General features: G+C 40.7%; 14 protein-coding genes, 1 rRNA gene and 1 riboswitch. All 15 genes read left to right on the forward strand.

Annotated features, from left to right (window positions below; translation table 11 throughout):
- Positions 1-94, forward strand: a 5S ribosomal RNA gene (gene rrf / locus ACQKOF_RS09935); the annotation flags it as partial.
- Positions 95-650: 556 nt separating this feature from the next.
- Positions 651-929 (forward strand): hypothetical protein, encoded by a 279-nt coding sequence (locus tag ACQKOF_RS09940; protein ID WP_427556130.1) that lies wholly within the window; start codon positions 651-653, stop codon positions 927-929.
- A 466-nt stretch (positions 930-1,395) separates the two neighbouring features.
- Positions 1,396-1,596 (forward strand): NETI motif-containing protein, encoded by a 201-nt coding sequence (locus ACQKOF_RS09945; RefSeq protein WP_427556133.1) that lies wholly within the window; start codon positions 1,396-1,398, stop codon positions 1,594-1,596.
- Between the two features lie 87 nt (positions 1,597-1,683).
- Positions 1,684-1,782: riboswitch (purine riboswitch) on the forward strand.
- A 190-nt stretch (positions 1,783-1,972) separates the two neighbouring features.
- A complete protein-coding gene (purE, locus tag ACQKOF_RS09950; protein ID WP_370046509.1) occupies positions 1,973-2,461 on the forward strand; it encodes a 5-(carboxyamino)imidazole ribonucleotide mutase in 489 nt (162 codons plus the stop codon).
- Positions 2,458-3,582, forward strand: coding sequence for a 5-(carboxyamino)imidazole ribonucleotide synthase (gene purK, locus ACQKOF_RS09955; RefSeq protein WP_427556136.1), 1,125 nt, complete (start codon positions 2,458-2,460; stop codon positions 3,580-3,582). Before purE ends, purK begins: the two co-directional genes overlap by 4 nt.
- A gap of 13 nt (positions 3,583-3,595) precedes the next feature.
- Entirely contained in the window at positions 3,596-4,891 is a 1,296-nt protein-coding gene (gene purB / locus ACQKOF_RS09960) for an adenylosuccinate lyase (RefSeq protein WP_427556139.1), read from the forward strand.
- A 118-nt stretch (positions 4,892-5,009) separates the two neighbouring features.
- The gene (purC, locus tag ACQKOF_RS09965; protein WP_427556141.1) at positions 5,010-5,720 is read left to right on the forward strand and encodes a phosphoribosylaminoimidazolesuccinocarboxamide synthase; all 711 of its coding nucleotides are present in this window, start codon (positions 5,010-5,012) and stop codon (positions 5,718-5,720) included.
- Positions 5,721-5,722: 2 nt separating this feature from the next.
- The gene (gene purS / locus ACQKOF_RS09970) at positions 5,723-5,971 is read left to right on the forward strand and encodes a phosphoribosylformylglycinamidine synthase subunit PurS (RefSeq protein ID WP_053482994.1); all 249 of its coding nucleotides are present in this window, start codon (positions 5,723-5,725) and stop codon (positions 5,969-5,971) included.
- A 2-nt stretch (positions 5,972-5,973) separates the two neighbouring features.
- Positions 5,974-6,657 (forward strand): phosphoribosylformylglycinamidine synthase subunit PurQ, encoded by a 684-nt coding sequence (gene purQ, locus ACQKOF_RS09975; protein ID WP_337988657.1) that lies wholly within the window; start codon positions 5,974-5,976, stop codon positions 6,655-6,657.
- Positions 6,644-8,878, forward strand: coding sequence for a phosphoribosylformylglycinamidine synthase subunit PurL (gene purL, locus ACQKOF_RS09980; RefSeq protein WP_427556144.1), 2,235 nt, complete (start codon positions 6,644-6,646; stop codon positions 8,876-8,878). Before purQ ends, purL begins: the two co-directional genes overlap by 14 nt.
- Positions 8,854-10,278 (forward strand): amidophosphoribosyltransferase, encoded by a 1,425-nt coding sequence (gene purF, locus ACQKOF_RS09985; protein ID WP_427556146.1) that lies wholly within the window; start codon positions 8,854-8,856, stop codon positions 10,276-10,278. Before purL ends, purF begins: the two co-directional genes overlap by 25 nt.
- A gap of 88 nt (positions 10,279-10,366) precedes the next feature.
- On the forward strand, positions 10,367-11,422 hold the full coding sequence (gene purM, locus ACQKOF_RS09990; RefSeq protein WP_427556149.1) for a phosphoribosylformylglycinamidine cyclo-ligase: 1,056 nt from the start codon (positions 10,367-10,369) through the stop codon (positions 11,420-11,422).
- The gene (purN, locus tag ACQKOF_RS09995; protein ID WP_427556152.1) at positions 11,422-11,991 is read left to right on the forward strand and encodes a phosphoribosylglycinamide formyltransferase; all 570 of its coding nucleotides are present in this window, start codon (positions 11,422-11,424) and stop codon (positions 11,989-11,991) included. The genes purM and purN overlap by 1 nt, the downstream gene beginning before the upstream one ends.
- Before the next feature lie 457 nt (positions 11,992-12,448).
- Positions 12,449-13,975: a bifunctional phosphoribosylaminoimidazolecarboxamide formyltransferase/IMP cyclohydrolase gene (gene purH, locus ACQKOF_RS10000; protein WP_427556155.1), complete on the forward strand. Its 1,527-nt coding sequence runs from the start codon at positions 12,449-12,451 to the stop codon at positions 13,973-13,975.
- A gap of 68 nt (positions 13,976-14,043) precedes the next feature.
- The gene (gene purD, locus ACQKOF_RS10005; protein WP_427556158.1) at positions 14,044-15,300 is read left to right on the forward strand and encodes a phosphoribosylamine--glycine ligase; all 1,257 of its coding nucleotides are present in this window, start codon (positions 14,044-14,046) and stop codon (positions 15,298-15,300) included.
- Positions 15,301-15,875: the final 575 nt, after the last annotated feature.

A 15,875-nucleotide genomic window follows, 5' to 3' on the forward strand; every position in this document is an offset into this window, starting at 1 on the left:
TCACACCCGTTCCCATACCGAACACGGAAGTTAAGCTCTTTAGCGCCGATGGTAGTTGGGGGCTTCCCCCTGTGAGAGTAGGACGTCGCTAGGCACTTAAAAAAGTCGAGGATTTAATCCTCGACTTTTTTTGTTTTATAACATAATAATAAAGTGATATACTCATTTAAAAGTTAAAATTCACATAATTAATTTGGTTGTATAAAATATGAACGAACCGACATACCTGACGAAAAAACGGGCAAAGCAGACTGTCTGTGGAATGTTTCGGTGGGAAGCAACACTATTTGTGCCCGTAGAAACAAAAACGACTGATAGAATCAACGAACAGGTGGATAGAACGTCATCAAGAGAGATTCTTACAACTTGCTGGAATGCTCAAAAATAAAAGAGGAAGAGGCAGTCCCCAGAACGTTTCGGCGGAAGCTTCACATTGTATATTGCCTCAACATTTGATATATCCATCACTTATTGCTCAAAGAATAAAAGTCGGACGAGCTATATTGGCGAATTTTAACTTCTTTCAGCAAGTGTTTTGAGCGAAAGCGAAAGCCGATTCCGGACGCAATTATACCGAGGCATAATTGAGTTTGAAGATTGAAGTTAGGTCTATAATACATATCGTGCTTTAATAATGGGGGAATTAAAAAATGAGGCGTAACATTTTTTCTGCTATATCTATATTTTCCTTAATGATTACATTCTTTATGTTTGGCTATGATTCATCAAAATGGTATGGTAGTTTTTTTAATTTCCTTTATGATCTAAATATATTTACGCCATTTGTATTAGGAGGATTAGGAATAATTAGCGCAATTTTGGGTATTAAAGGCGATATCCGTATGGTTTTGATTGTACTCAATGCTTTTTTAATGTTCCTGTTCCTAGGTGCATATTTAATTGGAATCTACGGATTTCAAAATCCTTAATAAAGAACTGCCGAGTTTATTTTTCTGCAGTTCTTTTAATTTGTCTTCGAATAGTAACAATAAAGATATAATTCTTTTTTAAAGCTGATCACCAAAAGTTGAGAATGATATTTATTAAAACGTATGCTATGGATAAAATTGATTGGAGTGGAGGCTAGGCGACTCATTGGAGATCACAGCCTCACAGATGAGACCCTGGAGTGAGCAGGCAGAGGAACGAAGGCTAAAAAACATCACATCCTGTGATAACGCCTTCGTGACCAACATCGTGCCGCTTTCGCGCGCTGCCCCAATCGGCTCATCGGACGCACCTAGGAAAGCACCCAGTCGAAACAGAAATCAACCCTATGTTATGGTGAAGAGCATTTTATTAATAGATCTACATACTAAATGAAGAATTCTCAAGGTATAATGGAATTCATACAAGGGAAAATAATTGGAAACAAAGATTGAAAGGAAGAAAGAGTTGGGAAAAAAACAAATTTGGTATGAGGTAGAAGAAAACGAGTCGATTGAAGATTGCTTGGCGAGAATGCGTCGAGATGGTTATATGGCAGTGGGAAGAAAAGAAGAACCGATTTTTCACTTAGTCGATGGAGAACCAACGTATTTACGTCAAAAAATACAATTTAAAGCGATGTTATGGCAAGAATCTGAGTGGATTTGACTAAAATCCGAACGTTTACAAATGACTAAAATAAATTGTTCGCATTTTTGCATTGACGATAGTGGAATGACTTGTTAAAATATGAGAAGGAAAAACAAATAAATCCCACATATATGCTAGAGGATTGGCTCTAGTGTCTCTACCCGGCACCGTAAATGCTGGACTATGCGGGAAAGCACTTTTGGCATGTTACGGGAAGGTTTGTGTGCAGAAATGTACATTTGCATATTCTTTTCATAATAAGTCCTCAAGTAAACTGCTTTCACGTGTATGGTAGGGAGTAGTTTATTTGGGGATTTTCTTTGTTATAAAAAGTAAAGAATGTAGCTATAAAATATTTTGATCATTTTTCTAACGTTAAGAAGGAGCGACAATCATGAATCCGAAAATCGGTGTCATTATGGGGAGTTCAAGTGACTGGGAAACAATGAAACATGCATGTGATATTTTAGATGAATTACAGGTACAGTACGAGAAAAAGGTTGTATCTGCACATCGTACTCCTGATTTAATGTTTGAGTATGCAGAATCAGCACGTGAGCGAGGTATTCAAGTAATTATTGCTGGTGCAGGTGGAGCTGCGCATTTACCTGGAATGGTAGCAGCTAAAACAACGTTACCGGTAATCGGTGTACCTGTGCAATCCCGTGCTCTTAACGGTCTTGATTCTTTATTATCAATCGTTCAAATGCCTGGCGGTGTACCTGTAGCAACAGTAGCGATTGGCAAAGCGGGAGCGACGAATGCAGGCTTGCTGGCAGCGCAAATTTTATCGACAACAGATGTAGAGCTTGCTAATAAACTAGATGCTAGACGTGAATCCACAAAGCAACAAGTACTGGAAAGCACAGGTGACTTAGTGTGACAAAGATCATTTATCCAGGGCAGACGATAGGCATTATCGGAGGAGGGCAGCTTGGCCGTATGATGGCACTTGCTGCTAAAGAAGCAGGCTTTAAAATCGCCGTTCTTGAACCATCAATGGATTCACCAGGTGGACAGGTGGCAGATGTACGTATTGTAGCCCCATATGATGATGAGGCAGCTTTAGAAGAACTTGCCGAGGTAAGTGACGTTATAACGTATGAGTTTGAAAATATCGATTATGATGGCTTAAAACGTTTAACACAAATGGCTTACGTCCCACAAGGAGCAGAGCTAGTACGCATCACACAAAACCGTGTGACTGAGAAAGAAGCGATTGTGAACGCAGGTTGTCCAGTAGCCCCTTATTTGGTTGTAAATACATATGAAGAATTACTAGCCAATATCGATAGGATTAGTTATCCTTGTATAGTCAAAACAGCAAGAGGTGGCTATGATGGCAAGGGGCAGCAGCTTTTAAAATCTACAGAAGACCTACCGTTAGCAAAAGGGCTTTTCTCACATTCACAATGTATTGTTGAAGGATTTGTACCTTTCGTTAAAGAGGTGTCTGTCATTGTTCAAAGAAACGGTAATGGTGAATCATATTGTCAGCCAGTTGGAGAAAATATTCATGTTCATCATATTTTACATGAAACGATCGTACCAGCTCGTATAAAAGAGGAAACATCACTGACTGCAGAGCGAGAAGCCTTTAAAATTGCTGATTATCTAAATTTAGTAGGGACATTAGCTGTAGAAATGTTTGTATTAGAAGATGGTGGAATTGTTATTAATGAATTAGCACCAAGACCTCATAATTCAGGTCACTATTCTATAGAAGCATGTAACGTTTCACAGTTCCACCAGCATATACGTGCTGTTTGTGGTTGGCCATTAAGTAAACCACAACTTTGGGCACCATCTATTATGGTAAATGTTTTAGGGCAGCATGTCATGCCACTTAGTAACTCAATTGCTAAATATCCTGAATGGTCTATACATCTTTATGGGAAAGCTGAAGCTAAGGTGAACCGTAAGATGGGCCACGTAACGATTATGACAAAAAACTTAGAAGAAACACTACAACAAATCGAGAGTTCTGGCATTTGGTCAGAATAGAAGGAGAAACGCAATGATCGAACGTTACACAAGACCCGAAATGGGCGCAATTTGGACAGAACAAAATAAATATCAAGCTTGGCTAGAAGTTGAAATTTTAGCATGTGAAGCTTGGGCAGAAATTGGAGACATTCCGAAAGAGGATGTAGCTAAAATTCGTGAAAATGCTTCTTTTGATGTTAATCGTATTTTAGAGATTGAAAAAGAAACACGTCATGATGTAGTAGCATTTACTCGTGCCGTTTCTGAAACACTTGGTGAAGAGCGAAAATGGGTACACTATGGTTTAACTTCAACGGACGTAGTTGATACAGCCCTTTCTTATATAATTAAACAAGCGAATGATATTTTACGTAAAGACATCGTGAATTTCATTGATATTATTGCAGCAAAAGCGAAAGAGCATAAGCACACGGTTATGATGGGACGAACACATGGTGTTCATGCTGAGCCAACAACTTTCGGTTTAAAACTAGGTTTATGGTATGAAGAAATGAAGCGTAACCTAGAACGCTTTGATGCTGCGGCAAAAGTAATTGAAACAGGAAAAATGTCTGGAGCAGTTGGTACATATGCCAATATCGATCCTCGAGTTGAGCAATATGTATGCGATAAATTAGGACTAACAGCATCACCTATTTCAACTCAAACATTACAACGTGATCGCCATGCTCAATATTTAGGTGTGTTGGCATTAATCGCAACATCAATAGAGAAATTTGCAACAGAGATTCGCGGCTTGCAAAAATCTGAAACGCGTGAAGTTGAGGAAGCATTTGCAAAAGGTCAAAAAGGCTCGTCAGCGATGCCTCATAAACGTAATCCAATCGGATCTGAAAACATGGTTGGTATGTCACGTTTAATGCGTGGCTATATGGTAACAGCTTATGAAAACGTAGCATTATGGCATGAGCGTGATATTTCACATTCATCTGCAGAGCGCGTCATTTTACCGGATGCAACGATTACACTTAACTATATGTTAAATCGCTTCGGTAACATTGTGAAAAACTTAACAGTATTCCCTGAAAACATGAAACGTAATATGGGTCGCACTTTTGGTTTAATTTACTCTCAACGTATCTTATTAGCACTTATCGATAAAGGGTTAGTGCGTGAGGAAGCGTATGATACAGTACAACCTTTAGCGATGCAGGCGTGGGACGAGCAAGTTCAGTTCCGTACGTTAGTCGATGCAAGTGAAAAAATTACATCGTATTTAACGAAGGAAGAGCTAGATGAGTGCTTTGACTACAACTACCATTTACAGCATGTAGATATGATTTTTGAGCGTCTTGGACTTAACTAATATGTACTAATATTTATTGAGTAGAGTCACTAGCGGATGTTACAGAATTGAATCGTATACGTACGATTCAATTCTGAACAATACGCGTGTATTTCATAATATCAGGGGGAGTAACGAAATGACTAAAGGTCAACTTTTGTATGAAGGTAAAGCAAAAAAATTGTATACAACAGAGGAGCCAAATGTGTTACTCGTTGAATACAAGGATAGTGCAACAGCGTTTAATGGTGAGAAAAAAGAAGAAATTGAAGGCAAAGGCGTATTAAATAATCGCATTACCTCTTTAATTTTCGAAAAATTACAAGCAAACGGAATTGCGTCACATTTCGTAAAACAATTATCTGATACGCAACAGCTTGTAAAAAAGGTAGATATTATTCCAATTGAGGTCGTAGTTCGTAATATAGCGGCAGGTAGCTTAGCGAAACGTCTTGGTCTCGAGGAAGGTACACCATTAAAACGCCCAATCGTTGAGTTTTATTATAAAGACGATGAGCTAGGCGATCCGCTCATTACAACGGAGCATATCGACGTACTTGATCTTGCAACACCTGGGGAAGTGACAGCCATTTATGATGGTGCACTTGTAGTGAACAAAGTTTTGCAACCACTATTTGCAGATGTCAACGTTACACTAATTGACTTTAAATTAGAGTTCGGACGTGACAATGACGGAAATGTACTACTGGCAGATGAAATATCACCAGATACATGCAGACTTTGGGATGCAACTACAATGCAAAAGTTAGACAAAGATGTCTTTCGTAGAGACCTTGGTAATTTAACTGAAGTTTATACTATTATACTTTCTAGACTCGGAGGCAAATAACAATGAAAAAAGTTAAAATTTACGTAACATTACGTGAGAGCATTCTTGATCCACAAGGTTCAGCTGTACAAGGTTCTTTAGTGAAAATGGGTTACGCTGAAGTAGAAGATTTACGTATCGGTAAATATCTTGAACTAACAATTAAAGATACAGAACGTGATATTGATACTCTAGTAAAAGAAATGTGTGAAAAGGTTTTAACTAACGTTGTAATCGAAGACTACCGCTACGAAGTCGAGGAGGCTAACTAATCATGAAATTCGCAGTACTCGTTTTCCCTGGGTCAAACTGTGATATCGATATGTATCATGCGATTAAAGACGAGCTAGGTGAAGAAGTAGAATATGTATGGCATACAGCAACAGATCTAAGTGGCTTTGATGGCATTTTAGTACCGGGAGGCTTCTCATACGGGGATTATCTTCGCTGTGGTGCGATGGCCAACCAATCTAATATTATGGCAGAGGTTAAGAAGGCAGCAGATGCTGGTAAGCCAGTATTAGGAGTATGTAATGGCTTCCAAATATTAACTGAAGCAGGTTTGTTACCAGGTGCATTACTTCGTAACAAAAATTTGAAATTCATGTGTCGTACAATCCAGCTAAAAGTTGAAAACAATAATACATTATTCACAAACCAATATGAGCAAGGCCAAATTATCAATATTCCAATCGCACATGGTGAAGGTAACTACTACTGTGATGAGGAAACTTTACAACAATTAAAAGATAACAATCAAATCGTGTTCACATACTCAGGCGAAAATCCAAACGGTTCTTTAGAAGATATCGCAGGGATCATAAACGAGCGCGGCAATGTACTAGGTATGATGCCTCACCCAGAGCGAGCTGTCGATGCACTGGTGGGCGGAGCAGACGGTCTAGCAGTATTTAAATCAATTGTGAAGCAGTGGAGGGAAAATCATGTCAACAACTAAGTTTGAGCCAACAGCACAGCAAATTAAAGATCAAAAATTATACGCTGGTATGGGGATGTCAGACGAAGAATTTGCAAGGGTAGAAGGTATTTTAGGACGTCTACCAAACTGGACAGAGACAGGTCTTTTCTCCGTAATGTGGTCTGAGCACTGCTCATACAAAAATTCAAAACCAGTGTTACGTAAATTCCCTACAAAGGGTCCACAAGTTTTACAAGGTCCAGGTGAAGGTGCTGGTATCGTAGATATTGGTGACGAACAAGCAGTTGTATTTAAAATGGAATCACATAACCACCCATCAGCAATTGAGCCTTATCAAGGTGCTGCTACAGGTGTTGGTGGTATTATCCGTGACGTTTTCTCAATGGGCGCACGTCCAATTGCGATGCTAAACTCACTACGCTTTGGTGAATTGAAATCAGCGCGTGGTAAATATTTATTTGAAGAAGTAGTTGCTGGTATCGCAGGTTACGGTAACTGTATCGGGATTCCTACAGTAGGTGGCGAGATTCAATTCGATCCTTGCTATGAAGGCAACCCACTAGTGAATGCAATGTGTGTAGGTTTAATTGACCACAAAGATATTCAACGTGGAATCGCAGCTGGTGTAGGGAATACGGTAATGTATGTGGGTGCTAAAACAGGTCGTGACGGTATCCATGGTGCAACATTTGCATCTGAGGAGTTAACAGAAGAATCTGAGAACCAACGTCCAGCTGTACAAGTAGGAGATCCATTTATGGAGAAACTTTTACTTGAAGCATGTTTAGAAGTTGTAAAATCTGACGCGCTAGTAGGTATTCAAGATATGGGTGCTGCTGGTCTTACTTCTTCATCAGCAGAAATGGCTTCTAAGGCTGGCTCTGGTGTAGAAATGAACTTAGACTTAGTACCGCAACGTGAGACAGGCATGACAGCATATGAAATGATGCTATCTGAATCTCAGGAGCGTATGCTACTTGTTGTGAAAAAAGGTCGCGAAGATGAAATTAAAGCGATTTTCGATAAATATGATTTAGATGCTGTGGCAATTGGTCGCGTGACGGATGATAAAATGCTACGCCTATTACATAATAGTGAAGTTGTAGCTGAAGTACCTGCTGATGCACTTGCAGAAGATGCACCGGTTTATCATAAGCCATCTGCGGAGCCTGCTTACTATGCTGAGTTCCAGGCGATGGAAAACACAGAACCGATGGTAACAGATTACAAAGAAACATTAAATGCACTTTTAAAAGCCCCAACAGTCGCTTCAAAAGAGTGGGTTTACGATCAATATGATTATCAAGTTCGTACATCAACAGTCGTTGCACCAGGTTCTGATGCAGCAGTGATCCGCGTTCGCGGTACGAACAAAGGATTAGCGATGACTACTGACTGTAACTCTCGTTATATTTTCCTAGATCCAGAAGTAGGCGGTGCCATTGCTGTTGCAGAGGCGGCTCGTAATATCGTAGCATCTGGTGGTACACCATTAGCGATTACTGACTGCTTAAACTTCGGCAATCCTGAGAAACCAGAAATCTTCTGGCAAATTGAAAAATCAGCTGATGGTATTTCAGCCGCTTGTACAGCACTGAATTCACCAGTAATCGGCGGTAACGTGTCTCTTTATAACGAGCGTTCTGGTGAAGCGGTTTACCCAACACCGACAATCGGTATGGTTGGACTAATTGAAGATTTAGCACATGTGACAACTCAAGAAGTAAAAGCTGCTGGTGATGTAGTATTTGTGATCGGCGATACAAATACTGAATTCGGTGGTTCGGAGCTTCAAAAATTATTAAATAATGGGGTTATTTCAGGGAAAGCACCAGCTATTGACCTACAGATTGAAGCTGCACGTCAAGAAGCATTGCTTAAAGCGATTAAAGAGGGAATCGTACAATCTGCACATGATGTAGCAGAAGGTGGTCTTGCAGTTGCGCTTGCTGAAACAACATTTAGCTCAAATGGCTTAGGCCTTGATGTGACATTAACAGGCTCTGCTACAACAGCATTATTCAGTGAAACACAATCTCGTTTCGTTGTAACAGTGAAAGAAGAAAATGCAGCTGCATTTGTAGAAATTGTAAAAGACGCAATGAAAATCGGTGTCGTAACAAACGATGCGCTTGTTAAAATCAACGGTGACAACGGTGTGCTTGTAGAAGGTACAGTGGAGGAATTCCGTTCTAATTGGAAAGGAGCAATTCCATGCTTGCTGAACTCAGAGGCTTAAACGAAGAATGTGGGGTGTTTGGTATTTGGGGCAACCCGAATCCCGCACACCTTAGTTATTACGGGCTTCATGCTCTTCAACACCGTGGCCAAGAAGGCGCTGGGATCGTCGTTTCTGACGGTCAGCATCTTCGCGCGGTGAAAGGCGAAGGACTAGTTAATGATGTTTTCAACGAAGAGAAATTAAAGGCAGTGGACGGAAAAGCTGCAATTGCCCATGTCCGTTATACGACTGCTGGAGGAGGCGGTATTGAAAATGTACAGCCGTTATTATTCCACTCGTCAACTGGTAGCCTTTCAATTGCTCATAACGGTAATTTAGTCAATGCAACGCACTTAAAACAGTACTTAGAGCGTCAAGGGAGTATTTTCCATTCTAGCTCCGATACAGAAGTGCTAGCGCATCTTATTAAGAAAAGTTCGCATTCACCATTCCGTGCAAAGGTGAAAAATGCCCTCTCATTATTAAAGGGTGCGTACTCGTGCTTAATTATGACTAAAGATGAAATGCTTGTCGCACGTGATCCACATGGCTTACGTCCATTATCTCTTGGAAAGCTAGGAGATGGTTGGGTAGTGGCCTCTGAAACTTGTGCATTTGATTTAATAGGTGCGGAATTTGTTCGATCTGTTGAACCTGGTGAATTATTAATTATTAACGATGAGGGTGTAAAATCTGATCGTTTTGTAGATATGGATAAACGTGCCATGTGCGCGATGGAGTACGTTTATTTAGCACGTCCTGATTCTGATATTGATGGTATTAACGTCCACATGGCGCGTAAACGTATGGGCAAACAGCTTGCTCGTGAATGTGCCCATATTGAAGCTGATGTTGTAACAGGTGTCCCTGATTCAAGTATTTCAGCTGCAATCGGCTTTGCAGAGGAAAGCGGTATTCCGTATGAGCTAGGTCTTATTAAAAATCGTTATGTAGGTCGTACATTTATCCAACCAACACAGGAATTACGTGAACGTGGAGTGAAAATGAAGCTTTCTCCTGTTGTTCAAGTCGTAAAAGGTAAACGAGTAGTGATGGTGGACGATTCAATCGTTCGCGGTACAACTTCACGACGTATTGTAAAAATGTTAAAAGATGCAGGGGCGGCAGAAGTACATGTTGTGATTTCTTCGCCACCGATGACAGACCCTTGCTATTACGGCATCGATACTTCGACACATGAAGAATTGATTGCATCTAGCCACAGTGTAGATGCAATTCGTGAAGCTATTGGAGCCGATTCGCTAACATTCCTATCCGTTGAAGGCATGGTGGAGACGATTGCAAGACCATATGAAGATGAAAACCGTGGATTATGCCTAGCGTGCTTTACAGGTAAATATCCAACAGAAATTTTCCCAGATACAATCTTACCACATGAAAAAGAACTATTACGTTAAGAAAAACATCAAAACACGTCTAGCAATGAAGACAAATCTAGATTCAGATGTGCGCCAAGGCGATTTGGATGATAAGGAGGAACTCTGCGTGTCAAAAGCATATGAACAAGCAGGTGTAAATATTGAAGCAGGCTACGAAGCCGTAAAACGAATGAAGTCTCACGTTGAACGAACAAACCGTCTAGGTGTGATGGGCACGTTTGGTAGTTTTGGCGGTATGTTTGACTTGTCAGAACTAAATCTTAAGGAACCTGTTCTTATTTCAGGTACAGATGGTGTTGGGACAAAGCTAAAGCTAGCGTTTATGGTCGACAAGCACGACACGATTGGTGTGGACTGTGTAGCGATGTGTGTCAATGATATCGTAGCGCAAGGTGCAGAACCATTGTACTTTTTAGATTATGTAGCCCTTGGCAAGGCAGAGCCAGCGAAAATTGAGCAAATTGTAAAGGGCGTTGCAGATGGCTGTGTGCAATCTGGTGCGGCATTAATCGGTGGAGAAACTGCAGAGATGCCTGGTCTTTACGAAGAAAATGAGTATGATTTAGCTGGTTTTGCAGTAGGAGCCTGTGAAAAATCAGCCATCGTAACAGGTGAGAACATCGTAGAGGGTGACGTGCTTGTTGGGATTGCTTCAAGTGGGGTGCATTCAAACGGTTACTCATTAGTGCGAAAAATTGTTTTTGCAGATAATCAGTACACAGTTGATTCGATTGTGGAAGGCTACGAGGATCTTGGTCCTATCGGGGAAGCTTTGTTAGTGCCAACAAAATTATATGCGAAACCTGTACTTGCAGCTTTAAAAGCAGCAGACGTTCATGGCTGTGCACATGTAACGGGCGGTGGCTTTTATGAAAACCTACCACGCATGATGCCAGAAGGTTTAGCAACTGAAATTGACTTAGGTTCTTGGCCAATCTTACGTATTTTTGAGTTTTTAAAAGAAAAAGGACAGTTAGAGGAAAAGGATTTATATAACGTCTTTAACATGGGCATTGGCTTCGTGTTAGCTGTACCAGCAGCTGAAGTAGAGAAAGTGCTTGCTACAGTAGAAGCTAATAGTGAAAAAGCATACAAAATTGGTCGCGTAGTGAAAGGCGAAGGTGTTGTATTCAATGGCTCACATGATGGGAGTTTAGTGTAATGACGGCACCAACCAAAATTGCCGTTTTTGCTTCAGGTAGCGGCAGTAACTTTCAAGCTATTCAAGAGGCCATTGAACGTGGTGAACTACATGCAAAGATTGAACTTGTTGTGACAGACAAGCCTAGTGCATTTGTAGTGACACGTGCTGAGAACTATAGTATTCCAGTGCTAGCTTTAAGTCCGAAAGAGTTTTCTTCAAAAGCAGATTACGAGACTGCTATTATCGAGGCTCTCCATGAAAGTCATGTAGAATGGATTGTGCTTGCAGGTTATATGCGCTTAATTAGTGAAGTATTACTAACTGCATACCCACATCGCATTGTGAATATTCATCCTTCATTATTACCGGCTTTCCCTGGTAAAGATGCCATTGGTCAAGCGATGGAACACGGAGTTAAGATAACTGGGGTAACAGTCCATTTTGTAGATGAAGGTATGGACACAGGGCCAATTATTGCACAAGCGGCAGTTCAAGTCGTTGAAGGTGACCGTGAGGCAACAGAAGCGGCAATTCATCAGAAAGAGCATGTACTCTATACAAAAGCTTTAGAGCACTTATTAAAGTAATTCAGTGGTGAGGAGTTAGGTCTTCTGTAACAATACAGCCTAACTCTACGCTATCAATAATAGCAAGACATATTCGTGGCAAACACGATAAAATTGGTTCATCACCAAAAGATGTGGATGACTTTTGTTAAAACGTCTACTATGTAAATAAGTTGATTGGAGTGAAGGCTGGGCGACTCCTTGGGGATTAGCGATAGGGGAACGAAGGCTAAGAGCATCACATCCTGTGATAACGCCTTCGTGACCAACATCGTGTTGGCCCGAGACCCTGGAGCGAGCATCGCGAGTGAAGCGGCTCATCGGACGCCCCCAGGAAGCTCTGCTCTGCGCGAAAGCGAAGCGTCAGCGGCAAATGTTTTCTGTAGCGAAAGCAAAGCGGCAGCTACAAAGCGCCCAGACGGAACGGAAATCAACCACACGTTTTGGTGATGATCCTAAAAATTAGGAGGATATTGTTGTGACAAAACGCGCATTAATCAGTGTTTCCAATAAAGATGGTATTTTAGAATTTGCAAAAGAACTAGTAGCATTAGGTTATGAAATTTTATCAACTGGTGGTACGAAAAAAATGTTACAAGACAATAATGTTGCCGTAACAGCAGTAGATGAAGTAACTAAATTCCCTGAAATTTTAGATGGTCGTGTAAAAACGTTAAATCCAATGATCCACGGTGGACTATTAGGAAAGTTTGACGATGCTTCTCATCAAGCACAAATGAATGAGCATGGAATTGAGCCAATTGAGATTGTTTGTGTCAATCTTTACCCGTTCGTTGAAACAATTTCAAAGCCTAATGTAACATGGGATGATGCGATCGAAAATATCGATATCGGTGGTCCAACAATGTTACGTTCTGCAGCAAAAAACCATCAATATGTAACGGTAATTGTGGATAGCAATGACTATGCGAACATATTAGAGGAACTGAAAGCTAATGGTGCAACGACTATTGAAACACGTCGTAAGTTGGCTGCAAAAGTTTTCCGTCACACAGCCGCTTATGATTCATATATATCAAACCACTTAACGGAAGAAGAGTTCCCAGAGAGCTTAACAATGACATATGAATTAAAGCAAAACTTACGCTATGGTGAAAATCCTCATCAAAAAGCGGCATTCTATCAAAAACGTCTAGGCTCTGATTTTTCACTAGCTTATGCTACGCAATTGCATGGTAAAGAATTATCATACAACAATATTCAGGACGGGAATGCAGCATTGCAAATTGTCAAAGAGTTTGAAATGCCTGCAGCGGTAGCTGTAAAGCACATGAATCCTTGTGGTGTTGGAACGGGCGCCACATTAGAAGAAGCGTTTGATAAAGCATATGAAGCAGATTCAACATCTATATTCGGTGGTATTATTGCTTTAAATATGGAAGTAGATGCAGCAACTGCTGAAAAATTAAGCCATATCTTTTTAGAAATTATCATTGCACCAGCTTTCTCTCAAGAAGCACTGGATATTTTAATGAAGAAGAAAAATATTCGCTTATTAACAATTCCTTTTGAGCAAGCAAAACAAGACAAATTCAATGTTGTATCAGTTGAAGGTGGTCTTCTTGTACAAGAACCAGATCGCTACGGTTTTTCTAATGCAGATATTAAAGTTGTCACAGACCGTGAACCGACAGCACAAGAATGGGAAGCATTACAACTTGGCTGGGCAGTTGTGAAGCACGTTAAATCTAATGCAATCGTCGTGACAGATTCTCAAATGACACTTGGCGTTGGTGCTGGTCAAATGAACCGTGTTGGAGCAGCTAAAATTGCTTTTGAGCAAGCAGGCGAAAAAGCAAAAGGTGCAGCACTAGCATCAGATGCATTCTTCCCAATGAGCGATACTGTAGAAGCAGCTGCAGCGGCTGGTATTACAGCTATTATTCAACCAGGTGGCTCTATAAAGGATCAGGATTCAATCAATAAAGCGAATGAATACGGCATTGCGATGGTATTCACTGGCGTACGTCATTTCAAGCACTAAAATATCCAAAAACTAGACCGAGATGGGCAACATCTCGGTCTTATGCACAAAGAGGAGGATTCCCTAAAATGAAAGTATTAGTCATTGGAAGCGGCGGTCGAGAACATGCTATCGCCAAACAATTTAGTATTTCACCATCTGTTAATAAAGTATTTGTAGCACCTGGTAATGATGGTATGCGAGGCGATGCAGAAGTTGTAGCGATTGATTCAATGGACTTTGCAGGCTTGGCGCAATTTGCTAAAGAAAATGCAGTAGATTTAACCTTTGTTGGGCCTGAGCAACTACTTGCTGAAGGAATCGTGGATTTCTTTACAACTCGTGGCTTACGAATATTTGGTCCAACAAAGGAAGCAGCACAAATCGAAAGCAGTAAATCATACGCTAAGGATATTATGAATAAATATCATATCCCAACAGCAACCCATGAAACGTTTACTGAAGCAGATAAGGCTATTGCATATATTAAAGAACAAGGTGCTCCAATCGTTATCAAGGCAGATGGTTTAGCAGCTGGTAAAGGTGTAGTTGTAGCAATGACTGAAGATGAAGCGATTGAAGCTGTAGAGGATATGATTGGGAACCAACGTTTTGGTGAATCATCTTCTCGCGTTGTTATTGAAGAATTCCTGGACGGAGAAGAATTCTCCTTTATGTCATTTGTCCATAAAGGTCAGATTTATCCAATGGTCATAGCGCAGGACCACAAACGTGCCTATGATGGCGATAAAGGACCAAACACAGGTGGTATGGGTGCCTATTCGCCAGTACCTCAAATTTCTCAAGAAATAGTGGATGTTGCTTATAAGACGATTGTTGAACCAACTGTGAAAGGTATGGAGGCAGATGGTGTATCGTTTACAGGGATATTATATGTAGGATTGATTTTAACGAAAAATGGTCCAAAAGTGATTGAATTTAATGCACGCTTTGGTGATCCAGAAACACAAGTAGTTTTACCACGCATGGCATCCGATTTTGGTGCATTTATGACAGCATTGATGGATGAAAAGCCATTTGATTTGCAATGGTCTGAAGAAGCAATGCTGGGCGTCGTGATTGCCGCAGAAGGTTATCCTGGGGACGTTGAAAAAGGAAATGCATTACCTAACCTAGAGGCTCTATCAGCTTCACACGCAGTATTCCATGCAGGTACAAAGCTTGTAGATGAGAACTTTGTTGGTAACGGTGGCCGAGTTTTATTAGTTGGCGCAAAGGCATCTACTTTAAAAGAAGCACAAGAAAAAGTATACGCAGGTATTGCAACTGAAAAATGGAACAATTTCTTCTACCGCAAAGATATCGGTTGGCGTACTTTTAAATAGTAGTTGTGTAACTATAGGGTTATAATTGCCCGATAAAATTTGTTTACATTTTACTTAAGTTTATCACCATAGCGTGGGGTTGATTTCCGTTCCGACTGGGCGCTTTGTAGCTGCCGCTTTGCTTTCGCTACAGAAAACATTTGCCGCTGTCGCTTCGCTTTCGCACAGAGCAAAGCTTCTTGGGGGCGTCCGATGAGCCGCTTCACTCGCGTTGCTCGCTTCAGGGTCTCATCTGTGACGCTGATCCCCAAGAAGTCGCCAAGTCTCCACTCCAATCAACTTATATACAAAGCATATGTTTTAATAAATGTCGTCTCAAACTTTTAGTATAAATCTAATTGGAAGAAGCTGTTTTTCCGTTGCGATCTACTAAATGATTAGTAAAATAAATCAAGCGTGTTGATTAGGGAAATATAGGTTTATTATTGAGTGATAAAAGGATTTTTTTGTTGATATTTTGCAATGTATGCCCATTTTAACTGATTGTAGCGTAGGGCTACTCGACTCCCGCGGGAAAGCGAGACAGACGAGACCCTGCACGGAGCGTAGCGGAAGAAGCGGCTCGTCGCTCGCCC

Source organism: Lysinibacillus sp. NPDC093190 (assembly GCF_050280425.1).
GTDB lineage: Bacteria > Bacillota > Bacilli > Bacillales_A > Planococcaceae > Lysinibacillus.